The following is a 19,739-nucleotide window of genomic DNA, read 5'->3' as shown; positions in this document are numbered from 1 at the left end:
GTTGTGGTCGGGAATCGAGGGGCTGCGCATGAAAGTAAACGCGACATCAAGGCAGTTGCAGTGCAACCCCGCCCGGATGTTGTTTGACGATTGTGTACGGCAGAACGCTCCAGTCGACGAATCCGCAGACCGCCGCGACGTGGGGAAATGATGGCTCGAGCTTGATGCCCAGCTCCGTGAAGTGCCAACCGGGAAATTGCCAGGGATAACTCTCGTCGTAGTTGCAGTCGTTTTCACCTTCGGGGGTAACGGTCATTTCACTGGAGTAGAGTTTCAGCAACTGCGCGACCAGCCAGGGTGCCAGTTCCTCACTGCGGTAGTTAGACCAGGAATCAGACGAGCCGGACGCCTCCCCGCCGAAGTCGCCCTCTCGTTGGAAATGCAATGGCTTGCCCTGCCCCACCCACAAAACATCATCAAGGGTCAGGAGTCTGCCTGTTTTAGTGTCGAAGTTGAGCGCATCCTGGCTTTGATCCGGATAGGCACCGCCGCAGAAATAATCTGATGAAATCAGAACACTCATCACTGTTGACGACATCCACAGTGGTTGGCTCGACTGCGCGTAACTGCCTGAACATCCATAAGACGACAATACCTCGCTCCACAAACGCGCCATCAATTGTTGGTTGATGCGTCGACGCTCTTCAAGGGAATAACCCGAGACCACTTCAAACAGAGAAGTGCCTGTCTTCGGCTCGCTCCACCACTGCAGCGTGTAGCCCATGAAGGTGTCGATGTTGCCTTTTTTGAGTGTGACGCCCTGCAGCCGCAGGTATTCATAAGGGTACTTGTCGTGAAGTGTGGTGAAAAAGGGCAAGGCATCATCCGCTACATCGGGGATGACGGCTGGCTGTAACTTGATCTTCAGGCTTTTCCCAGCGGTGCTCGTCCACTCGCCATACCAACCATCAGTTGTCGGCCGCAGACGCAAGGTCGGGCGTGAGTCGTCTATCCGCGAGCCTTCTTCCAGCACAAGCGTTTCCCCGTCCAGAGCACCGTCGAGTGGTAGATCCTTGCGGTACTTCTTGTAAAAGTAACGTCCCTCTCCGGTACGAGGATTTATTTCGAGGACGATAGACGATTTACCCAACGTGCCGGTGAACAACTGCGCGCCGGTCTCGGCCCAAGTTGCCGTCGAGACAAAAGAACCCGTTAGAAGAAAAACAGCAAAAAGACGTAACAGTCCTCGGTACATCACTTCATCCTTGAATAAGCGAGCAACTGCCCGCGAAAGTAGCTGCGGATTATGGCGAGCTTGCGCGCTGGAATCGAGCGCCGTCGCGCTCAGCTCAAGCACATGCTGATCATCACCACCATAAGTAAACCGATGTACACGCGCGCATGCAGCCGATCCGGTATTCGCCCTATCCACGGCGCAGCCAATCTGATCCCCAGCAACGAACCAACCGTCAGCAGCGCAAACGCCAGCACATCGACATACCCGATATACCAAACGCCCAAATCAGACTCAGTGAAACCGGCCAGCGCCATGTACGTCAACGTCCCCGCCAACGCTACCGGGAGGCTGAGCGGATTGGCCATGGACGTCGCTTGCGACATGCTCAGTCCGCAACGGCGCAGCAGCGGCACGGTCATGACGCTTCCTCCTACGCCGAGGAAGGTTGCGACGGCGCCGATGCCTACACCGCCGGCGGATGTTTCCGTCATGGTCAGTCGCCGTGGGAAAGTGGTTTGGGACTGTGTGAGAAATCCTTGGCGCAGCAGGCAATCGACGATGGTCACGCCTATATAGGCGATGAAGGCGTAGCGGATGACTTGGCCGTTGACCCACATCGCAGCGATGGCGCCGACGATCGCGCCCACGCCGATAAACCCGCCCAATGGCCAAAGATATTCCCTGAGCAGATTGCCCGCGCGTTGGTGTTTGCGTGTGGCGATCAGGGCGTTGACGATCATCACGCAGGTCGAGGTGGCCACGGCGATGTGCATGGCCGACTGGGCGATGGGGTCGTCGGCTGCGTGGCTGGCGGTGAGCATCCGATAGAGCAGCGGCACAATGACGAAGCCGCCGCCGAAACCGAAGAGCACGGCGCTGATGCCGGTGAGGCAACCGAACAGTGTAAGCAGGAGGTAGAACATAGTGGGCGTCCAGGATCGGGGAGCCCAGGACATTAGAGCGTGATGCACTGGCCGGCTTCAGTAGTTGGGCCAATAATGTTCGCGTTTACGCCAATCGCTGGAACACGCCTGATGCGCAATATTTCGATCAATCAGCTCGATGACACGCCTCGCCCGGTCGTGGCCATCGGTACCGATTATTCCCACGGCCACCTACTCCCGTTTCATACGCATCGACGTGGGCAATTGCTCTACGGCGCAACAGGCGTGATGCAAGTCAGCACTCGGAACGGTAATTGGGTGGTGCCGCCGCAACGCGCGGTGTGGATTCCACCGGACGTGGCCCATGAGGTGTTGATGCTCGGGGTGAGCACGCGCAGTGTGTATGTCGAACCGGGCAACGTGGAATTGGGGCCGGACTGCCAAGTGCTCAATGTGTCGCCACTGCTGCGGCATTTGCTGATGGAAGCGGTGGACGTGCCACTGATGTACGACCAGGCCGGACGCGACGGTGTGCTGATCAACTTGATGTTGCATGAACTGGCACGCAGCGCGCCCCTTGCCCTACACATTCCCATGCCCGCCGAAGGAAAACTCCTCAGCCTGTGTCAGACCTTTCTGAACATGCCCAATGCCCACCAATCGCCGCAGGATTGGGCCGATCAGTTACACATAAGCTTGCGCACCTTTAACAGATTGTTTCGGCAGCAGACCGGGCTCAGCTTTCGTCAGTGGCGGCAGCAGGCGTGCGTCGTGCAGGCGTTGGCACGGTTGGCGGCGGGGGAAGCGGTGACGCGGATCGCCCTGGACTTCGGCTACGAGAGCCCGGCGGCGTTTTCGACGATGTTTCGGCGTGTGCTGGGACAGGCACCGTCCGTCTGGTTGGAGCCGACGAACTAGGCAAACTCGAAAAATGCATTTGATCCCGGCCGAAAACAACTGTACAAAAACACAGTACATTTTCAATCAGCACTTTTGAGCCCGGAGCACACCATGGCCTCTCTTGCGATGAACCACGTCCTCGAACGCATTGCCCTTTTCCAGTTCACCCCGACCCACTGCGTCCAGGCCCGCGCCATGCTGGGCTGGAGCGTTGACCAACTGTCGCGCGAGGCCGAAGTGGCGGTGGCAGATATCCAGCGGTTCGAAGCGCAGCAGGACGTGGCGGACGCCGCGAGACTGGCACTGGCTTATCGGTTCGAAGCGCAGGGGTTGGTGTTCTTCCCGGGGTTTGCACCGGGGCGCAGTGTCAGGGCGCAGGGTATGTCGGGGGAATCGGTGGGGCGTGGGGATTTTGCGATGGCTGACTGAAATGGCAATTTGATAATTATTCCAAAATAGGTATATTTCGCATGAGTGCAAGGAAGCCGCTTATGTGGGTCTGCAGTAGTAAAAAAGATCTCAAGCAGATGCCCACAGAGGTACAAGACGTTTTTGGTCACGCACTGGATCTGGCTCAATGTGGCCTGAAGTATTCAGATGCAAAACCATTGAAAGGGTTCGGAGGCGCAGGTGTCCTGGAGTTGATAGAAGACTTCGACACCGACACCTACCGCGCCATTTATACGGTTCGTTTTGGCAGTGCAATTTACGTTTTGCACTGCTTTCAGAAAAAGTCGAAAAGCGGGATTAAAACCGCCCAGTCGGACATTGATCTGATCAGAAACAGACTTCGAGCCGCCCAGGAACATGCGAAAGGAGCAGAAAACCATGGAGATTGAAGTAGGTAGCGGAAACGTCTATCACGATCTGGACTTACCCAATGCAAGTGAAATGCAGGTGAAGTCGCAGCTCGCAGCGAAAATTGGCGCAATCATTAAGGCGCGTCATCTCACTCAGATTCAGGCGTCAGAAATCTTGGGACTATCACAACCCAAGCTTTCCGAAATGCTGCGTGGCAAATTTCGCGGAATCAGTGAGGCCAAAATGATGGAATGCCTTTCACGTCTCGGGCGAGATGTGCAAATTGTAGTCAAATCGGCCCCCCGATCACGGAAAGAGGGCCGTATTGAGGTGGTATTCGCTTGAGGCGAACGCGTCAGGCATTCTGAGCAAGCGCCTCCCCCTCCTCTTCAACCGCCATCCACCACGCACTCCCCCGTTGCGGATGCGCAAGGTTGAACGCCTCCCCCATCCGCGGTGTGGTAATCGCAATACTGCGTTCCCATGCAAGCGCAAGGATGCGGTCAAAAGGTTCGTGCCAGGCGTGCATGGCCAGGTCGAAGGTGCCGTTGTGGATCGGGAAGAGCCAGCGGCCCTTGAGGTCGATGTGGGCTTGCAGGGTTTCTTCCGGTTGCATGTGCACGTGGGGCCATTCGACGTTGTAGGCGCCGGTTTCCATCAGGGTCAGGTCGAACGGGCCGTATTGTTCGCCGATGCGTTTGAAGCCGTCGAAGTAACCGCTGTCGCCGCTGAAGAAGATTCGTGTGTCGGCGTCGATCATCACCCATGACGCCCACAGCGTGCTGTTGCCGTCGAACAGGCCACGGCCGGAGAAGTGCTGCGATGGGGTGGCGATGAAGCGGATACCGGCGATTTCGGTGCCCTGCCACCAGTCGTACTGGCGCACCTTGCTGGCGTCGATGCCCCATTTGATCAGGGTGTCGCCCACGCCCAGCGGAGTCAGGAAGTAAGTGGTTTTGGCGGCGAGTTTGAGCACCGCTTCGTAGTCGAGATGGTCGTAATGGTTGTGCGAGAGGATCACCGCTTCGATCGGTGGCAGCTCGTCAATGCTGATCGGTGGTTGGTGGAAGCGTTTCGGACCCGCCCATTGCACTGGCGAGGCGCGCTCGGCGAAGACCGGGTCGGTGATCCAGAATTTGTCGCGCATCTTCAGCAGCAGCGTCGAGTGCCCCAAGCGGTAAACGCTGTGATTGGGCGCTGCGAGCAGATCTTCACGGGTCAGCGGCTGCACAGGAATGGCGGCGCTCGGACGGGTGTCGCGCGGTTTGTGGAAAATCATGTTCCACATGATCCGCAGCATTTTGCGCAGGCCTTCGCGCTGCACCGGCGCATGATTGCGAAACAGCCCTTGATCCTGGCGCGAGGCTTCAGGCGTGGGTGTGTTGTCCGGGAGAGAGACTGGATTGGCCATGACTGAACGACTCCGAAAAACCGTGTACTGCACGGTATTCCACGGGAAATGAAAATGGCCAAGCTGCACGCAAAGGCCAAACGCTCTGGTTTGTAAGGTGCGAGGATTAACGCAACATTACACTGAGCGGTGTAGTTTCTAGGTTGCATCAAAGCCGGCGCCAAGTAAACTGCCGAGTGTAATTTCCCCCCTTCTCTGCCGAAGTCCGCTCATGACCGCTCCACAACGCCTCACCGACCGCAAACGCGAAGCCATCATCCAGGCGGCGATCGCCGAATTCCGTGCCCACGGGTTCGAAATCACCAGCATGGACAAGATCGCCGCCACGGCGGGGGTGTCGAAGCGGACGGTGTACAACCACTTCCCGAGCAAGGAAGAGCTGTTCGCCGAGATCCTTAATCAGTTGTGGGCGCGGATCATTGCCGAGCCATCGGTGAGCTACGACCGCGAGCGACCGCTGCATGAGCAGCTGCGCCTGATGCTGCAACAAAAAGTGCAGATGATGGCTGACGAGAATTTTCTCACCCTCGCCCGGGTGGCGATTGCCGCAACCATTCATTCCCCCGAACGTGCGCAGAACATGATCGAGCGCATGGGCGAGCGCGAGGAAGGCCTGACTGTCTGGATACGCGCGGCGCAAGCCGACGGACGGCTCAAACCGGTGGATCCAGAATTTGCCGCGCATCAAGTACAAGGTTTGCTCAAGGCATTCGCGTTCTGGCCGCAGATCTCGCTGGGTCGCGCGGCCCTTGATCCAGACGCGCAGAATGCAGTTGCCGAGTCGGCGCTGGAGATGTTCCTGGCACTGTATCAGCGGTGAATCACTGGTGCGGCGAGCCGCGTACAACTAATTTCGCAAAAAGTTATACAAAGTTGTGAAAAATTCCTTTCTTGTACAACTTTATTAAGTTTTGTATAAGTAGCCATCTGCCAGTAACGGAACGCTGGCATTGAGCAGTCACCACCGAATGCCGTCCGTGCATTTCGGTCTGCCGGCGCAGGAATAGGGACTGAATCCTTTTGATTTTCCCCACTTCCCGAGTATCGCAAGCATGTTTTTCAATCGCCAGAAAGCCGCCCTCGCTGAATTGCAACACACCGTTTTTGACCAAGCTGCGATGCTCGAAGCGATCAACCGTTCGATGGCGGTGATCGAGTTCGATCTTGATGGCGTGGTGTTGCGTGCCAATGACAATTTCCTCAAGACCATGGGTTACACGGCTGCCCAGGCGATCGGCCAGCCGCACCGGCATTTCTGCACGCCGGAATTCGGGCGCAGTGTCCAATACACCGAGCTGTGGTCACGCCTGAAAAACGGTCAGTTCCAGTCCGGCACCTTTGAACGGGTCAACAGCAAAGGCCAGCCGATCTGGCTCGAGGCCAGTTACAACCCGATCAAGGATGCGTCGGGACGGGTGATCAAAGTGGTCAAGTACGCGATGGATGTCACCGCCAAGGTGCAGCAGGAGAACGAGGCCAACGCCAAGCTACAGGCGATCGATCGCGCGATGGCGGTGATCGAGTTCGATCTCGACGGCAACATTCTTACCGCCAACCAGAATTTTCTCTCGCGCATGGGTTACAGCCTCGCAGAGCTCAAGGGCCAGCATCACCGCCTGTTCTGCACCCCGGCGCTGGTCAACAGCGGCGCCTATCAGGATTTCTGGCGGCGCCTGAATCAGGGCGAGTTCTTCCACGGGCAGTTCGAGCGCGTGGATAAACGCGGTCAGATCGTCTGGCTGGAGGCCAACTACAACCCGGTCTACGACGCTTCGGGGCGTTTGTACAAAGTCGTGAAGTTCGCGTCTGACGTTACCGCCCGTGTCGAGCAACACGAGCAGGACGCACGCAGTGCCAGCACCGCTTATCACATCTCGGTAGCGACGCGAAAAGTCGCCGAGCAAGGTACGCAGGTGATTCAACAGGCTGCCAGCGAAATGCGCGAAATCGCCGAGGACATCAGCCAGTCCTCAACGCTGATCGCACAACTGGGCGACCGCTCCGAGCAGATCACCGCCATCGTCAACACCATCCGCGCAATCGCCGATCAGACCAACCTGCTCGCCCTCAACGCCGCCATCGAAGCCGCGCGCGCCGGTGAACAGGGCCGCGGCTTTGCCGTGGTGGCCGATGAAGTAAGGCAGCTGGCGGCGCGCACCAGCGGTTCCACCGCCGAGATCTCCACCATGATCAGTCTGATCCAGAGCGAAACACGGCAGGCGATCAAAAGCATGCAAGGCACCCGCGACCGCGCCGCAGAAGGCGTGGAACTGGCCAATCAGGCCGGCACGGTGATTCTGCAGATTCGCGATGGCGCCAGTGAGGCGGTGGATGCGGTGAGCATGTTTGCCAATGAGCGGGTGTCGGGGTAATGGCGGTAGTCTCAGTCACCAGGTGAAACTCGGGATAGTGGGATGGCAATCACGCGATCTATAGTGACTGCCATCCATCAGCAAGCGCAGGGAAATCCCATGGAAAATCGCGCCGTCCGCATCGCCCTGGTTGGCGATTACGACCCCCAAGTCACCGCTCATCAAGCGATCCCGGTTGCACTCGGCCTGGTCGCCGAACACCTGCAACGCACCGTGCAGTTCGAGTGGTTGGCCACTGAAGAGATCGGCACCGACACTGCGCTGACTCAATTCGATGGGTTCTGGTGTGTACCCGCCAGCCCTTATAAAAGTGAAGACGGTGCGCTACGCGCCATCCGCTTTGCCCGCGAGCAAGGGCGACCTTTCCTCGGCACCTGTGGCGGTTTTCAGCACGCGGTTCTGGAATATTCGCGCAATGTGCTGGGCTGGGCCGACGCCGAGCACGGGGAAACCTCGCCAGAATCCGAACGCGCTGTGCTCACGCCGCTGAGCTGCTCGCTGGTTGAAGCCATCGACGTCATTCACCTCCAGCCCGGCTCGTTGATCGCCAAGGCGTACGAAAAGTCTGAAATTGAAGAAGGCTATCGCTGCCGCTACGGCGTGAATCCGCAGTTCGAACAGCATTTGATGAGCGATCAGCTACAAGCGGTAGGCCGTGATTCAGCGGGGGATCTGCGCGCTATCGAATTGAAAAAACATCCGTTTTTCGTCGCCACGCTGTTCCAGCCGGAACGCGCCGCACTAAAAGGAAAAATGCCACCGCTGGTTCGCGCATTTATCGAAGCCTGCGGATTGCGGGATTGAGCGTTATGCATTCGGCCATTGAGGTTGGCGGCGCCCACAACGCCGCCTTCGCGAGCAGGCTCGCTCCCACATTGGATCTGTGGCGTTCACGAAATCCTTGTGGGAGCGAGCCTGCTCGCGAAGAGGCCCGCAACCACACTGCAATACCTCAACCGCGCACCAGACTCCGCACCGCAACAATCTCCGGCACTTCAACCTTGCTCATGTAAACCCGTAGCGGTTCGGTGATGTTGATCCGGTCGTCGATGTGTTGATCGAGCAGCAACTGAATCAACTCGCGCTTGAGCGTCATGGTGGTGTCCGACGCCTTCGCCCAGACGAATTCACTGGCGGGGATGATGCCGTCGTCGGCCACGTCCATGCCGAATGAATCTTCGCTGAAGCGCACGATGTACTGGCCGGTTTTGCGGTTGAGGCCGACGAAGCCTTTGAGATCGTCGGCGGCCTGGCAGATGAGTTGGGAGGTGATGCGCATGGTAAACCTCACGAAAGATGATCGATGGTTTACACGCAGGGCAATGTAGCGGCGCGCCCTCTGCCGGGGCGTCAGCCGAGGGCAAGCGTACTGCAAACAGCGCCACAAAAGTGCAGGAAATTTCCGTTTTGCTCGGTTTATGTGGGTCTGGCGATAGCCCTGCGGCGCGTCAATTGTTAAAAGGTACGTCTCGAAAAAAACCTGCGAAAGGAACTCGACCATGCCTGCCACTTTTACCCGAAGCGCTCTGGTGCTGAGTCTGTTGTTCGGCCTCGGTCAGGCGCATGCCGCCAGCCACCCGGAGCCCAAGGCAATCGCTGCCGCCCATGGCATTCCGCATCCGGCGGTGATCGCCCACCGTGGCGCGTCGTTCGATGCCCCGGAGTCCACCGCTGCGGCCTACAAACTGGCCCGTGACCTCGGCGCCGATTACCTGGAAATGGATTTGCAGCGCAGCAAGGACGGCGTGCTCTTCGCCCTGCACGACGACAACCTGCAACGCACCACCGACGTCGCCAGCAAATTCCCCGAGCGCAAGGACAGCCCGGCCACCGCGTTCACCATGGCCGAACTGAAAACCCTCGATGCCGGCAGCTGGTTCAACAGCAAATATCCTGACCGCGCACGCCCCTCGTACGCCGGGCTGAAGATTCTTACCCTCGATGAAATCATCGACATCGCCCGCGCCAACCCGCAGCACAAGCCGGGCCTGTACATCGAAACCAAAGAGCCGCAGCTGTTTCCCGGCATCGAACATGACCTCAAGGAAAAACTGCAGGATCGCGGCTGGCTCAGTCCGGCCGGTTCGAAACTGGCGAAAAGTGCGCTCGGCGTCGGTCAGGGCAAAGGCAAGGTGATCCTGCAGACCTTCGATAAGAACAGCCTGCAATTGCTGGAAAAGGAAATGCCGCAAGTGCCGAAGATCCTGCTGTTGTGGGTCGGCGAAGGCAGCATCGAGCCTAAATCCGCCGTGACGTTTGCCGCGTCCGGCGAGAAAGACAAAAACGTTTTCTACGGCAAGCAGGAACCCAAGTCAGAGGCGGAATTCAAGCAATGGGTCGACTACGCCAAGGCCCAGGGCGCGATCGGCACTGGCCCTTCGGCGAAGCTGACCCAGGGTGGTGATCAGAGTTACTCCGACCTGGTGCAACCGTGGATGAACCAGTACACCCACGATCAGGGCATGCTGGTGCATGTTTATACGGTCGACGAGGCGGTGGACTACGAGAAAGTCATGGCAGCGGGTGTCGACGGCATCTTTACCAACCGCGCCAGTGAACTGTTGAAGTTTTACAAGCGTCCGGCTGTTGGCAGTGTTGATGAGGTTCTGAAGAAGAACGGTTTCTAAGTTGTTATCGAGTCGCCTGCTTCGCGAGCAGGCTCGCTCCGACAAAGAGCAGTTTTATCGCGAAGCAGAGATTTAAGGGTGAGTTAAGTTGCGCTGGTTAATCTGAACCCACTTACACAGATCAACCACTTCAACGCACTGCCAAGGAATGAACCGATGAAAACTTTGACTGCCCTGTTTACCGCCGCTGCCCTGACCCTCACCGCTGGCCTGGCTCAGGCTGATGTTCGCATCGACCAGATCCCGCAACTGGTCAAGGACGGCAAGATCAAGTCGCTGGAATCGATGAACGCCGAAGCACTGAAACTGCACCCGGGCGCAACGATTACCGACACCGACCTGGATAACCACTTCAATGGTTACGAGTATGAAGTTGAACTTAAAACTGCTGACGGCAAAGAGTTCGACGTGGACTTTGATGCCACCACCGGTAAAGTGCTGAGCGACAAGCAAGACACTTGATAGACCGCTGTTAAAGAGCCGCACGATTTAACGATCGTGCGGCTTTTTTGTGGCTGCGGATTGGCGCGCAAACTTTGTGTGGTCTGTGAAATCGATCCCCCTCACCCCAGCCCTCTCCCCCAGGAGAGGGAGCCGATTTGCGGGCCGCTCAAACCCGAGTTCGACTCGGTATTGCAAGTTCGGTGCAATTCACACATTCCCTGCGGCCAGTCCCCTCTCCCTCCGGGAGAGGGTTAGGGTGAGGGGCTGACAAACCGCCACCCAAAATCAAGCACTCAACCGCGCCGTCACCTCATTCAACTGCCCCGACAACCCATGCAGGTTCTGACTGGCACTTTCGGTGCGCTGCACGTTGTCGAGGTTGGTGCTGGCAATCGCAGTGATTTCAGTCAGGTTGCGCGAGATATCCTCGGCCACTGAAGTCTGCTCTTCTGCCGCCGTGGCGATCTGCCGGTTCATGTCGCGAATCGCCTCCACCGCCAAGGTGATGCGCTCCAGCATCGCGCCGGCCTGGGTCACCTGTTCGACGCTTTCATCACTGCGCGCCTGGCCGCTCTCGATAGCCTGCGCGGCATCGACAGCGCCGGTCTGCACGTTCTGAATGATCTGGTTGATCTCGATGATCGACTCCGCCGTGCGCTGGGCGAGGTTGCGCACTTCATCGGCGACGACGGCAAAACCACGCCCGGCCTCACCCGCACGCGCCGCTTCGATGGCTGCGTTGAGCGCCAGCAGGTTGGTCTGTTCGGCGATGCCACGAATCACTTCCAGCACCTTGCCGATACGACCGCTGTCGGTTTCCAGGCGACGGATCACCGTGGCGGTGTTGGCGATTTCGCCGCGCATCTGCGTGATTGAGTGAATGGTGGTCTGCATGACCTTTTCACCCTGCTGCGCCGAGTGATCGGCATCGTCCGCAGCGCGCGCGGCATCGGCGGCATGACGGGCGACTTCCTGGGCGGTGGCGGACATTTCATTCATCGCCGTGGCCACTTGATCAGTGCGGTTGAATTGCTCGCTGGTGCCGCCGGCCATGGTCGTGGCAATGGCGTTCAACTCGCCGCTGGCGCTGTCCAGATCACCGGCGCTGCGTTGCAAGCGAGTGAAGGTGTCCGCCAGAAAATCGCGCAGAGTGTTCGCTGCGGCGGCGAGGTTGCCCAGTTCATCGCGACGCTCGCTGACAACACGTACGGCCAACTGGCCACGGCTCAAGCGGGTGACGTAATCGATGAGGTTGCGGATCGGCTCGATCAGGTTGCGGCTGACCAGCCACAGGCTCAGCAGACCGATCAACAAGCCCGACGCGAGCATCACCAGCAGCCCCAGCCACACGGTGCGCTCAGCGCTGGCGCTGATCAACGCCGATTGCGCGGTGCCCTGCTCGCGCAGCTCGGCGACCAGTGCGCTCATCTGCTCGCTGGTGGCGCGGTCGACGCCTTTGACCGCTGCGTCGCCGGCGCTCGGATCACCACCGGCAGCGACGTAGGCATCGCGGCCTTTCTGGTAGGCCGCGCCCAACTGGCGATGCTCCTCGCGCAATCGTTCGATGCGGGATTTGAGAGTTGCCTCGATGCCTTTCTGGCCGGCCAGTTCGCCGAGAATATTCTGCACGTCGCGCTGACGCTCTTCGAACTGGCTCCAGTATTTCGCCAGGTCCGCCGGTTGCTTGCCGCGCAGCAGGACGTTTTTCCATTCCTGCACCTGCACTTTGAATTGCAGGTTGGCTTCATCGATCAGTTGCGACGTGTGCAACGGGCCGGCGATCAACTGGCTATAGCTTTGCACGCCGTTGGAGAGGAAATGAAAGCAGGCCAGCGCGATCAACAATATCGCCAGCAGACTGCCGCTCAGCAGGGCGAGAATTTGCGTTCTCAGGGATTTTTGCAGCATTGCAAGGTACTCGAAGCAGGGATGAGGCACGCCCGAGCGGACGTGAAAAATGGCCGGACTTCCCTGTCGACACACCATGACCGAAAGCCAATGGCGCGCAACCTAACTCAACCGAGATCGGCGCGCCAGAGCGCTTCTTGAGAATCTTCCGACAGTCGGTAACGCGTTGATTTGCAGTCACTTTGCTGTCACAAAACGGTCATGTTGGCTTGCGATGATGCCGCTCAGGTGAACCTGAAAATCCCCCACCAGACACCCTCCTCGCAGCGAGCCGCCATGAACCACAGCCTCGATATCAGCCATCGCGCCCCGGACCTGTTTGGCTTGCTCTACGGCTTTCGCTTCCTGCCCGGGGAGCGCGGGCGCGAGATCGATTCGGCGACGGCTTTGCGCTGTTTGCAGGATGACGGTGACAGCGAAGAATTTCTCTGGCTGCACCTGAACCTGGCCCACGCCGCGTGCGAGCGCTGGATGAAAAGTCATCTGCAATTACCCGAGGAGTTTTTCGAAGCGCTGCACGAAGGTTCGCGTTCGACGCGCATCGAGCATGTCGATTCGGCGCTGCTGGCGGTGGTCAACGATGTGGTGTTCAACCTCAGCAGCATGGTCTCCTCCGACGTGTCGACGCTGTGGGTCTGCGTGCGCAGCAAACTGATCGTCAGCGCGCGCCTGCAACCGCTGCACTCGGTGGACAAGTTGCGCTCGTCGGTGAAGGCCGGCGAATGCTTTCGCTCGCCCTCGGAACTGCTCGTGCATTTGCTGCGCGATCAGGGCGAAGTGCTGACGCAGATCGTGCGCAAGACCAGCCTGAGTGTCGATCAGGTCGAAGACGAACTGCTCTCCTCGCGCCTGTCGACCAACCGCGCCGAACTTGGCGCCAACCGTCGCGTGCTGGTGCGACTGCAACGGCTGCTGGCGTTGGAGCCAGGGTCGTTGCTGCGCCTGCTCAATCGTCCGCCGCCGTGGTTGCAGAAGGAGGACGTCAAGGAGTTGCGCAAATCCACCGAGGAGTTTGCGCTGATCATCAACGACCTCACCGCCCTCGGCGAACGGATCAAACTGTTGCAGGAAGAAATCGCCGCCAACCTCAACGAACAGAGCAACCGCACGCTGTTCACCCTGACGGTGGTGACGGTCCTGGCCTTGCCGATCAACATCATTGCCGGTTTTTTTGGGATGAATGTCGGCGGTGTGCCGCTGTCCCAAGACCCGCACGGATTTTGGGTACTGGTCGCGCTGGTGGCGACGTTCACCGTGATTGCCGGGCGCTGGGCGTTTCGCAAGCGTGGGGATTATTGAGCGCAAATCCCACACACAACAGGTCCTCCCTGTGGGAGCGAGCCTGATCGCGAAGTCGGTGTGTCAGATAAATCAATGTTGAATGACATGGCGCTTTCGCGAGCAGGCTCGCTCCCACAGGGGCAATGTGCTCAATGTCAGAGCGTTGAACGTACGACATCGCCGAGCCAATCCATAAACACCCGCACCCGCAGCGGCAAATGCCGTTGCCGCGCGTACAACAACGAAATCGCCATCGGCGGTGCGGTGTGTTGCGGCAGTACGGTCACCAGTTCGCCATTTTCCAGATGCGGCTGCATGCCGGTCCGCGGTACCTGCGTCAGGCCGAAGCCGCCCAGGCACACCGCTTCATAGGCATCGGTGCTGTTGACCGTGACACTGCCGGCCATCGCCACGCGCCGCACCTCGCCGTTTTCCTCATAGACGAACCCCTCCGAACGCGAGCCCAGTACGCCGACGTAATGCACCAGCCGATGCTGCGCCAGATCCTCGATGGTCTGCGGCACGCCGTAACGTTGCAGGTAAGCCGGGCTGGCGCAATTGACCATCGGGAAGTCGCCGAGATGCCGGGCGACCACCGACTGATCCGGCTGCGCGCCGATGCGCAACACGCAGTCGAAACCTTCGCTCAGCAGATCGACACGGCGATCGGTGCTGCTGATTTCCATCTGCAGATTCGGGTGGCGATCCATGAATTCCGGCAGGCGCGGCATGATCAAGCGTCGCGCGAGGATGTTCGGCATGTCGACGCGGATGCACCCGGTCAGCGAAGCCTCGTCCTGACGGAACAACCCTTCGATTTCATCCATGTGCGAGAGCAGATCTTTGCTGCGTTCATACAGCACCAGTCCATCCTGAGTGGCCTGCACCTTGCGCGTGGTGCGCTGCAACAGCCGCGTGCCGAGCAAGGCTTCAAGTGCCTGCACCTGTTCGGACACGGTGGAGCGCGGCAGGCCGAGGCTTTCCCCGGCGAGAGTGAAACTCGACAGTTCGCTGACCCGGACGAAGGTCCGCAGCAGTTCCAGTTTGTTCATGGCGAGCCCCGGTGATTGTTCGGCTGAGCCGATCAGTGATTCCGCTTTTGCCGTGTTTATCACCTCAGGGCGGATAAATAAACTTCTTCCATCCCCACTCAACGCAATCGAGGAAGTCAGCATGAACCGCAAAATCGCACTGATCACTGGCGCCAGTCGTGGCCTCGGCCGCAGCACCGCCCTGCACCTCGCCGCGCAAGGCATCGACATCATCGGCACCTACAACAGCCGCGCCGACGAGGCCCAGGCGCTGGTCACTGAATTGCAGGCGCTCGGCGCAAAAGCGGCGATGCTGCAGCTGGACGTCGGCCACAGCGAAAACTTCGCCGCGTTTGCCGCGCAGGTTGAACAGGTATTGGGGCAAACCTTTGAGCGTCAGCGCTTTGATTTCCTGATCAACAACGCCGGGGTCGGCGTGCATGCGCTGTTCAGCGAAACCACTCCGGAGCAGTTCGATCTGCTGATGAATGTGCAGTTGAAAGGGCCGTTTTTCCTGACTCAGCAATTGCTGCCGCTGATCAATGACGGTGGGCGCATCGTCAATATTTCCAGCGGCCTGACCCGCTTCAGCCTGCCGGGTTACGGCGCTTACGCGGCAATGAAAGGTGCTATGGAAGTGCTGACGCGTTATCAGGCGAAAGAGCTTGGGGCGCGGCAGATTGGCGTGAATATCCTAGCGCCGGGTGCGATTGAAACCGATTTTGGCGGTGGCACGGTGCGCGACAACAGCGCGGTCAACGCGATGGTTGCCAGCAACACTGCGCTGGGTCGTGTAGGGCTGCCGGATGATATTGGCGGTGCACTGGCGCTGCTGCTGTCGGAGGGTGGACAGTGGATCAACGGTCAGCGGGTCGAGGCGTCTGGCGGCATGTTTCTCTGACCTCAACCAACAGACCGTTTGTGGCGAGGGGATTTATCCCCGCTGGGCTGCGGAGCGGCCCCAAAATCGGGTCTGCTACGCAGCCCAACGGGGATAAATCCCCTCGCCACAGGGCTACCTCAGCTTTCATATGTGCGGCGGGCCATGAAGCGCTCGCGCAGTACGTCATAACCCCAGTGGTAGACATAGGTGTACGGCAGGAAGAACAGCAGCACGCCGATGTCGAGCAACAACGCCTGCCACAGGCTGACCGACAGCCACCAGGCAATCAGCGGCACGCCCATCACGATCAATCCACCTTCGAACAGCAATGCATGAACTACACGGACCCAGGCGTTGTGCGGCAGATTCATCCGCGCCAATGCACGGTCGAAAAAACGGTTGAACACCACGTTCCACGCCAGCGCCAACAGCGCGATCAACACGGTCACCGCGCCCATGTCGAGCAGCGGCTTTTGCATGATCCAGGCGAGCAGCGGCGTGCAGATCAGGATCGCGAGAAACTCGAAACCAACTGCCTGGAAAACACGTTCGGTGATGGACTTGTGGGCAGTCATGGCCTGACTCCTTGTTTGACGATGGTTGCCATGATCCAACTTAATACCGATACTTCATAACCAATAACCATCGATCAAGGCGATAGTTCATGGCTTCGCAGGAAGTGCTGCTGGCGTTTGTCCAGGCAGCGACGCAAGGCTCGTTCTCGGCGGCAGCGCGCAAGTTAGGCCGCAGTCAGTCGACCATCAGCGCGGCGGTCGCCAGTCTGGAGATTGATCTGGATTTGCAGCTATTCGACCGCAGCAGCCGCAAACCGACACTCACCCCCGCCGGCCACGTCATGCTGCAAAAAGCCGAGGCGATTCTGGCCGCCACCAGTCGTCTGGAGATGAGCGCACGGCAGTTGGCCCAAGGTGTGGAACCGAAGCTGACCGTGGCGATTTCCGACACTTATCAGTCCTATCGTTTCGAAGCGGCGCTGGTGGGTTTCGAGCAGCGTTATCCGGAGCTTGAGCTGGAATGCCTGATTGCCGAATGCGAAGACCTGATCGAACTGGTCCAGCGCGGCCGGGCGCATCTGGCCTTCGCGGAAATGCAGGACAACTACCCGCCGGATCTGGTGACCTCCACTGTGGCCGAGCGCACGGAGATAGCCTTGTTCGTCAGCCGCGAGCATGCGTTGGCGAAGCTTGAGCATGTGGATCAGCAGATCCTCGAGCAACATCGCGAATTGCGGCTGGCGACCATCGTCAATCCGTATGACAGCCGTGGCAAAGGCCGGGTGTGGTCGGCGCCGAGTTATCTGATGCTGCTGGAAATGGCTGAAAAGGGTTTTGGCTGGGCACCGTTGCCGAGGTGGCTGGTGCAGCGTTATGCCAATGATTTGCTGATAGAGCTGAATGTGCGCGGCTGGCCGAAACCGGTGTTTGTCGACGCCTTGTGGTCGCGCTTGTATCCGCCGGGGCCGGCAGGGAGTTGGTTGCTCAGCAAGATGCTCGAATAAGCGCTTGAAATCAAAAGCCCCTCACCCCAGCCCTCTCCCGGTGGGAGAGGGGGCCGACCGAGGTGTCTGGCGTTATGCATCGACCTGAAAAACCTTATCGATTATGGATTCAAGACAATTCGTTCAAGTCGGTGAATCCCTGCAATATCCCCCAATCAGTCCCCTCTCCCTTTGGGAGAGGGGGCCGACCGAGGTGTCTGGCGTTATGCATCGACCTGAAAAACCTTATCGATTATGGATTCAAGACAATTCGTTCAAGTCGGTGAATCCCTCCAATATCCCCCGATCAGTCCCCTCTCCCTTTGGGAGAGGGTTAGGGTGAGGGCAATCCACAGGCTGCCCACACTAGCCAGAGCGCCAAGGTCAGAGCATTTCGAGCGCCATGATACGTGCTCGAATAAACCGCCGCTCCGGCTCCTGCCGCGTCAACTCCAGCGCCCGCTGATACGCCGCCCGCGCCTGCTCCACCCGGCCCAACTGCCGGCAAAACTCCGCCCGCGCCGAATGCGCCAAGTGGTAATCCTGCAACTCCCCACGCGCCAAAATCCCTTCTACCAACAACAACCCGGCCAACGCCCCATCCCGTTTGGCCACCGCCACCGCCCGGTTCAACTCGATCACCGGCGACGGCACCGCGCGCAGCAGCACGTCATACAGACCGACAATCTGCTGCCAGTCCGTTTGCGCCGCCGACGGCGCTTCCGCATGCACCGCTGCAATCGCCGCTTGCAGGCAGTATGGCCCAAAGCGTCGCGTACTCAGCGCGCGCTCGACCAGCGTGCAACCCTCAGCCATCAACCGGGCATCCCACAACGAGCGATCCTGATCGTCGAGCAATACCAGTTCACCGCTCGGCGAGGTTCGTGCCGGCCGGCGTGATTCATGCAGCAGCATCAGCGCCAGCAGACCCATGACTTCCGGCTCCGGCAGCAACTCCATCAACAATCGCCCCAGCCGAATCGCTTCGCGCGTCAGATCCTCGCGGGTCAGCTCGGCACCGACCGAGGCCGAATAGCCTTCGTTGAACACCAGATAAATCACCCGCAACACGCTGTCGAGGCGCTCGGGTAATTCGTTCAGCGTGGGCACTTGATAAGGGATTTTCGCGTCGCGGATCTTCGCCTTGGCGCGGACGATGCGCTGGGCAATCGCCGCCGGCGCCGAGAGAAAAGCACGGGCGATTTCCTCGGTGGTGAGGTCGCAGACTTCGCGCAAGGTCAGCGGCACCTGCGCATCCGCCGCCAGGGCCGGGTGGCAGCAGGTGAAGATCAGCCGCAAGCGATCGTCTTCCACGTCTTCGCCACTCCAGTCAGCCTGTTCCAGCTCATCGAGTTGCGCCATCAGCAACGGTTGCGACGCCTTGAACCGCGCGCGCCGGCGCAGCACATCGATGGCTTTGAAACGTCCGGTGGAGACCAGCCAGGTACGCGGGTTGTCTGGCACGCCGTCGCGTTGCCAGCGCTCGACCGCGACGAAGAACGCCTCGTGCAAAGCTTCTTCGGCGAGGTCGAAATCACCGAGCAGGCGGATCAGCGTGGCCAGAATCCGCCGCGAATCCTCGCGGTAGACCTGCTCGACCCGCGCCCGGACGTCAGACATTCAACTGCCGCACCGGACGTACCTCAACGCTGCCAACCCGCGCTGCCGGAATGTTGCCGGCCACCTGAATCGCTTCGTTGAGATCCTTGGCATCGATCAGGTAAAAACCGGCCAGTTGCTCCTTGGTTTCAGCGAAAGGCCCGTCGGTGATCGACAACTTGCCATTACGCATCCGTACGGTGGTGGCGGTTTCTACCGACTCCAGCGCTTCGGCGGCGATCATCCGCCCGCTGCCCTGAATCGACTCTGCGTAGGCCCAGCATTCGGCGTCTTCCGGGCTGTCCGGCGAGGTGTGCAGCAGGCGTTCATCGCTGTAGACCAAGCATAGGTATTTCATGGCGATCTCCTGATTCGAACGGATCAACTATGGCTGAAGATCAGGGGGTTACATCGAACAGCGTCGCGCCGCTCATCGGATCGAACGGTGCCGACCAGTGTTCGTGGGCAATCTTCCACGCCCCGCCGACTTGCCGATAACAGGCGGTCACGCGCATCCAGCAACTCTGGGTTTCGCCCTTGTCGTTGGTGCCGCCGCAATTGGCCACCCAGTGGGCGAAAGCGATGTTGTCGGCGCTTTCGATGGCGATTTCGTGGAACTCGAAGATGTGCGGACCGGGGCACATTTCCATGCACTCGACCCAATGCGCGCGGTACGCCGCTTTGCCTTTGAATTGCAGGGCCTTGATCGCATCGAACGAGACGATGTCGTCGGCGTACAGGGCCATGACTTTTTCGACGTCCTTGGCCATTACTGCTTCGCGGTAGGTGTTGATAAGGGTCTGGATTTCGCTTTGTGCGCTCATGGTGTTCTCCGTGGTTTTTGTTGTGAAGACGTCCTTAGTCGTTTGCCCTTTGCGTAGATCGACAGGGCAAACAAAAAAATTTCGCCGACAACAATGTCG

At 59.1% G+C, this 19,739-nt stretch carries 22 protein-coding genes and 1 pseudogene; 12 read left to right on the top strand and 11 right to left on the bottom strand.

The window, feature by feature from the left end:
• Positions 1-46 precede the first annotated feature (46 nt).
• Both V8J63_RS08350 and V8J63_RS08345 read right to left on the bottom strand, forming a co-directional pair.
• Positions 47-1,297 carry a hypothetical protein gene (locus tag V8J63_RS08350; protein WP_223630880.1) on the bottom strand — a complete coding sequence of 417 codons (1,251 nt, stop codon included), beginning with the start codon at positions 1,295-1,297 and terminating at the stop codon, positions 47-49.
• The gene (locus V8J63_RS08345) at positions 1,285-2,100 is read right to left on the bottom strand and encodes a sulfite exporter TauE/SafE family protein (RefSeq protein ID WP_336463886.1); all 816 of its coding nucleotides are present in this window, start codon (positions 2,098-2,100) and stop codon (positions 1,285-1,287) included. Before V8J63_RS08345 ends, V8J63_RS08350 begins: the two co-directional genes overlap by 13 nt.
• A gap of 111 nt (positions 2,101-2,211) precedes the next feature.
• On the opposite strand from V8J63_RS08345, the gene V8J63_RS08340 reads away from it, so the two are divergent.
• The 4 genes from V8J63_RS08340 to V8J63_RS08325 all read left to right on the top strand — a co-directional run bounded on the left by V8J63_RS08340 (position 2,212) and on the right by V8J63_RS08325 (position 4,107).
• The gene (locus V8J63_RS08340; RefSeq protein WP_336463885.1) at positions 2,212-2,979 is read left to right on the top strand and encodes an AraC family transcriptional regulator; all 768 of its coding nucleotides are present in this window, start codon (positions 2,212-2,214) and stop codon (positions 2,977-2,979) included.
• 93 nt (positions 2,980-3,072) lie between these two features.
• Positions 3,073-3,390 (top strand): XRE family transcriptional regulator, encoded by a 318-nt coding sequence (locus V8J63_RS08335; protein WP_336463884.1) that lies wholly within the window; start codon positions 3,073-3,075, stop codon positions 3,388-3,390.
• 62 nt (positions 3,391-3,452) lie between these two features.
• Positions 3,453-3,800 carry a type II toxin-antitoxin system RelE/ParE family toxin gene (locus V8J63_RS08330; RefSeq protein WP_336463883.1) on the top strand — a complete coding sequence of 116 codons (348 nt, stop codon included), beginning with the start codon at positions 3,453-3,455 and terminating at the stop codon, positions 3,798-3,800.
• A complete protein-coding gene (locus tag V8J63_RS08325) occupies positions 3,790-4,107 on the top strand; it encodes a helix-turn-helix domain-containing protein (protein WP_122602120.1) in 318 nt (105 codons plus the stop codon). Before V8J63_RS08330 ends, V8J63_RS08325 begins: the two co-directional genes overlap by 11 nt.
• A 10-nt stretch (positions 4,108-4,117) precedes the next feature.
• Here the strand turns inward: V8J63_RS08325 and V8J63_RS08320 are convergent, their stop codons facing one another.
• The gene (locus V8J63_RS08320) at positions 4,118-5,173 is read right to left on the bottom strand and encodes an MBL fold metallo-hydrolase (RefSeq protein ID WP_336463882.1); all 1,056 of its coding nucleotides are present in this window, start codon (positions 5,171-5,173) and stop codon (positions 4,118-4,120) included.
• Between the two features lie 211 nt (positions 5,174-5,384).
• Here V8J63_RS08320 and V8J63_RS08315 point away from each other — a divergent pair, with 211 nt between their 5' ends.
• The 3 genes from V8J63_RS08315 to V8J63_RS08305 all read left to right on the top strand — a co-directional run bounded on the left by V8J63_RS08315 (position 5,385) and on the right by V8J63_RS08305 (position 8,349).
• Positions 5,385-5,993 carry a TetR/AcrR family transcriptional regulator gene (locus tag V8J63_RS08315; protein WP_264365654.1) on the top strand — a complete coding sequence of 203 codons (609 nt, stop codon included), beginning with the start codon at positions 5,385-5,387 and terminating at the stop codon, positions 5,991-5,993.
• Positions 5,994-6,225: 232 nt separating this feature from the next.
• Positions 6,226-7,545 (top strand): methyl-accepting chemotaxis protein, encoded by a 1,320-nt coding sequence (locus tag V8J63_RS08310; RefSeq protein ID WP_336463881.1) that lies wholly within the window; start codon positions 6,226-6,228, stop codon positions 7,543-7,545.
• A 99-nt stretch (positions 7,546-7,644) separates the two neighbouring features.
• A complete protein-coding gene (locus V8J63_RS08305) occupies positions 7,645-8,349 on the top strand; it encodes a CTP synthase C-terminal region-related (seleno)protein (protein ID WP_336354261.1) in 705 nt (234 codons plus the stop codon).
• Positions 8,350-8,497: 148 nt separating this feature from the next.
• Here the strand turns inward: V8J63_RS08305 and V8J63_RS08300 are convergent, their stop codons facing one another.
• Positions 8,498-8,824: a DUF2025 family protein gene (locus V8J63_RS08300; RefSeq protein WP_130887352.1), complete on the bottom strand. Its 327-nt coding sequence runs from the start codon at positions 8,822-8,824 to the stop codon at positions 8,498-8,500.
• Between the two features lie 220 nt (positions 8,825-9,044).
• Between V8J63_RS08300 and V8J63_RS08295 the strand changes: the two genes are divergently transcribed.
• Complete coding sequence (locus V8J63_RS08295) at positions 9,045-10,172, top strand: glycerophosphodiester phosphodiesterase (RefSeq protein ID WP_076563895.1); 1,128 nt, start codon at positions 9,045-9,047, stop codon at positions 10,170-10,172.
• A 156-nt stretch (positions 10,173-10,328) separates the two neighbouring features.
• Positions 10,329-10,634, top strand: a complete 306-nt coding sequence (locus V8J63_RS08290) for a PepSY domain-containing protein (protein ID WP_016773566.1) — start codon at positions 10,329-10,331, stop codon at positions 10,632-10,634.
• 267 nt (positions 10,635-10,901) lie between these two features.
• Here V8J63_RS08290 and V8J63_RS27760 read toward each other — a convergent pair whose 3' ends face one another.
• Both V8J63_RS27760 and V8J63_RS27755 read right to left on the bottom strand, forming a co-directional pair.
• Positions 10,902-11,669, bottom strand: coding sequence for a methyl-accepting chemotaxis protein (locus V8J63_RS27760; RefSeq protein ID WP_442963515.1), 768 nt, complete (start codon positions 11,667-11,669; stop codon positions 10,902-10,904).
• A gap of 117 nt (positions 11,670-11,786) precedes the next feature.
• Positions 11,787-11,945: pseudogene (locus V8J63_RS27755) on the bottom strand (HAMP domain-containing protein); the annotation flags it as partial.
• An 855-nt stretch (positions 11,946-12,800) separates the two neighbouring features.
• Here V8J63_RS27755 and V8J63_RS08280 point away from each other — a divergent pair.
• Positions 12,801-13,823, top strand: a complete 1,023-nt coding sequence (locus V8J63_RS08280; protein WP_016773564.1) for a transporter — start codon at positions 12,801-12,803, stop codon at positions 13,821-13,823.
• Positions 13,824-13,960: 137 nt separating this feature from the next.
• Here the strand turns inward: V8J63_RS08280 and V8J63_RS08275 are convergent, their stop codons facing one another.
• Positions 13,961-14,857 carry a LysR family transcriptional regulator gene (locus tag V8J63_RS08275; protein WP_336463880.1) on the bottom strand — a complete coding sequence of 299 codons (897 nt, stop codon included), beginning with the start codon at positions 14,855-14,857 and terminating at the stop codon, positions 13,961-13,963.
• Positions 14,858-14,978: 121 nt separating this feature from the next.
• On the opposite strand from V8J63_RS08275, the gene V8J63_RS08270 reads away from it, so the two are divergent.
• A complete protein-coding gene (locus V8J63_RS08270; protein WP_336354263.1) occupies positions 14,979-15,737 on the top strand; it encodes an SDR family NAD(P)-dependent oxidoreductase in 759 nt (252 codons plus the stop codon).
• Between the two features lie 119 nt (positions 15,738-15,856).
• On the opposite strand, the gene V8J63_RS08265 is transcribed toward V8J63_RS08270, so the two are convergent.
• Positions 15,857-16,294 (bottom strand): multidrug/biocide efflux PACE transporter, encoded by a 438-nt coding sequence (locus tag V8J63_RS08265; RefSeq protein WP_130889003.1) that lies wholly within the window; start codon positions 16,292-16,294, stop codon positions 15,857-15,859.
• 89 nt (positions 16,295-16,383) lie between these two features.
• Between V8J63_RS08265 and V8J63_RS08260 the strand changes: the two genes are divergently transcribed.
• Positions 16,384-17,238, top strand: coding sequence for a LysR family transcriptional regulator (locus V8J63_RS08260; protein WP_125926449.1), 855 nt, complete (start codon positions 16,384-16,386; stop codon positions 17,236-17,238).
• A 363-nt stretch (positions 17,239-17,601) separates the two neighbouring features.
• On the opposite strand, the gene V8J63_RS08255 is transcribed toward V8J63_RS08260, so the two are convergent.
• Genes V8J63_RS08255 through V8J63_RS08245 form a run of 3 tightly spaced genes read right to left on the bottom strand, consistent with a single transcriptional unit; the run spans position 17,602 to position 19,640 of the window.
• Positions 17,602-18,837, bottom strand: a complete 1,236-nt coding sequence (locus tag V8J63_RS08255; RefSeq protein WP_336463879.1) for an RNA polymerase sigma factor — start codon at positions 18,835-18,837, stop codon at positions 17,602-17,604.
• On the bottom strand, positions 18,830-19,174 hold the full coding sequence (locus V8J63_RS08250) for a YciI family protein (protein WP_024014039.1): 345 nt from the start codon (positions 19,172-19,174) through the stop codon (positions 18,830-18,832). The genes V8J63_RS08255 and V8J63_RS08250 overlap by 8 nt, the downstream gene beginning before the upstream one ends.
• Positions 19,175-19,214: 40 nt before the next feature.
• Positions 19,215-19,640: a YybH family protein gene (locus V8J63_RS08245; RefSeq protein ID WP_024014040.1), complete on the bottom strand. Its 426-nt coding sequence runs from the start codon at positions 19,638-19,640 to the stop codon at positions 19,215-19,217.
• Between the last annotated feature and the right edge of the window lie 99 nt (positions 19,641-19,739).

This window comes from Pseudomonas sp. CCNWLW23, from assembly GCF_037095675.1.
In the GTDB taxonomy this organism is placed as follows: domain Bacteria; phylum Pseudomonadota; class Gammaproteobacteria; order Pseudomonadales; family Pseudomonadaceae; genus Aquipseudomonas; species Aquipseudomonas atacamensis.
The sequence above is the reverse complement of the archived record's forward strand: the minus strand, read 5'-3'. Positions and strand labels throughout refer to the sequence as shown.

What these genes read in the sequence shown, in the direction of transcription:
- V8J63_RS08245 (WP_024014040.1), bottom strand. Translation starts at nt 19,640, where the DNA reads ATGAGCGCACAAAGCGAAATCCAGACCCTTATCAACACCTACCGCGAA.
- V8J63_RS08330 (WP_336463883.1), top strand. Translation starts at nt 3,453, where the DNA reads ATGTGGGTCTGCAGTAGTAAAAAAGATCTCAAGCAGATGCCCACAGAG.
- V8J63_RS08280 (WP_016773564.1), top strand. Translation starts at nt 12,801, where the DNA reads ATGAACCACAGCCTCGATATCAGCCATCGCGCCCCGGACCTGTTTGGC.
- V8J63_RS08305 (WP_336354261.1), top strand. Translation starts at nt 7,645, where the DNA reads ATGGAAAATCGCGCCGTCCGCATCGCCCTGGTTGGCGATTACGACCCC.
- V8J63_RS08265 (WP_130889003.1), bottom strand. Translation starts at nt 16,294, where the DNA reads ATGACTGCCCACAAGTCCATCACCGAACGTGTTTTCCAGGCAGTTGGT.
- V8J63_RS08315 (WP_264365654.1), top strand. Translation starts at nt 5,385, where the DNA reads ATGACCGCTCCACAACGCCTCACCGACCGCAAACGCGAAGCCATCATC.
- V8J63_RS08255 (WP_336463879.1), bottom strand. Translation starts at nt 18,837, where the DNA reads ATGTCTGACGTCCGGGCGCGGGTCGAGCAGGTCTACCGCGAGGATTCG.
- V8J63_RS08300 (WP_130887352.1), bottom strand. Translation starts at nt 8,824, where the DNA reads ATGCGCATCACCTCCCAACTCATCTGCCAGGCCGCCGACGATCTCAAA.
- V8J63_RS08320 (WP_336463882.1), bottom strand. Translation starts at nt 5,173, where the DNA reads ATGGCCAATCCAGTCTCTCTCCCGGACAACACACCCACGCCTGAAGCC.
- V8J63_RS08345 (WP_336463886.1), bottom strand. Translation starts at nt 2,100, where the DNA reads ATGTTCTACCTCCTGCTTACACTGTTCGGTTGCCTCACCGGCATCAGC.
- V8J63_RS08260 (WP_125926449.1), top strand. Translation starts at nt 16,384, where the DNA reads ATGGCTTCGCAGGAAGTGCTGCTGGCGTTTGTCCAGGCAGCGACGCAA.
- V8J63_RS08250 (WP_024014039.1), bottom strand. Translation starts at nt 19,174, where the DNA reads ATGAAATACCTATGCTTGGTCTACAGCGATGAACGCCTGCTGCACACC.
- V8J63_RS08290 (WP_016773566.1), top strand. Translation starts at nt 10,329, where the DNA reads ATGAAAACTTTGACTGCCCTGTTTACCGCCGCTGCCCTGACCCTCACC.
- V8J63_RS08270 (WP_336354263.1), top strand. Translation starts at nt 14,979, where the DNA reads ATGAACCGCAAAATCGCACTGATCACTGGCGCCAGTCGTGGCCTCGGC.
- V8J63_RS08310 (WP_336463881.1), top strand. Translation starts at nt 6,226, where the DNA reads ATGTTTTTCAATCGCCAGAAAGCCGCCCTCGCTGAATTGCAACACACC.
- V8J63_RS08340 (WP_336463885.1), top strand. Translation starts at nt 2,212, where the DNA reads ATGCGCAATATTTCGATCAATCAGCTCGATGACACGCCTCGCCCGGTC.
- V8J63_RS08295 (WP_076563895.1), top strand. Translation starts at nt 9,045, where the DNA reads ATGCCTGCCACTTTTACCCGAAGCGCTCTGGTGCTGAGTCTGTTGTTC.
- V8J63_RS27760 (WP_442963515.1), bottom strand. Translation starts at nt 11,669, where the DNA reads ATGGCCGGCGGCACCAGCGAGCAATTCAACCGCACTGATCAAGTGGCC.
- V8J63_RS08335 (WP_336463884.1), top strand. Translation starts at nt 3,073, where the DNA reads ATGGCCTCTCTTGCGATGAACCACGTCCTCGAACGCATTGCCCTTTTC.
- V8J63_RS08325 (WP_122602120.1), top strand. Translation starts at nt 3,790, where the DNA reads ATGGAGATTGAAGTAGGTAGCGGAAACGTCTATCACGATCTGGACTTA.
- V8J63_RS08275 (WP_336463880.1), bottom strand. Translation starts at nt 14,857, where the DNA reads ATGAACAAACTGGAACTGCTGCGGACCTTCGTCCGGGTCAGCGAACTG.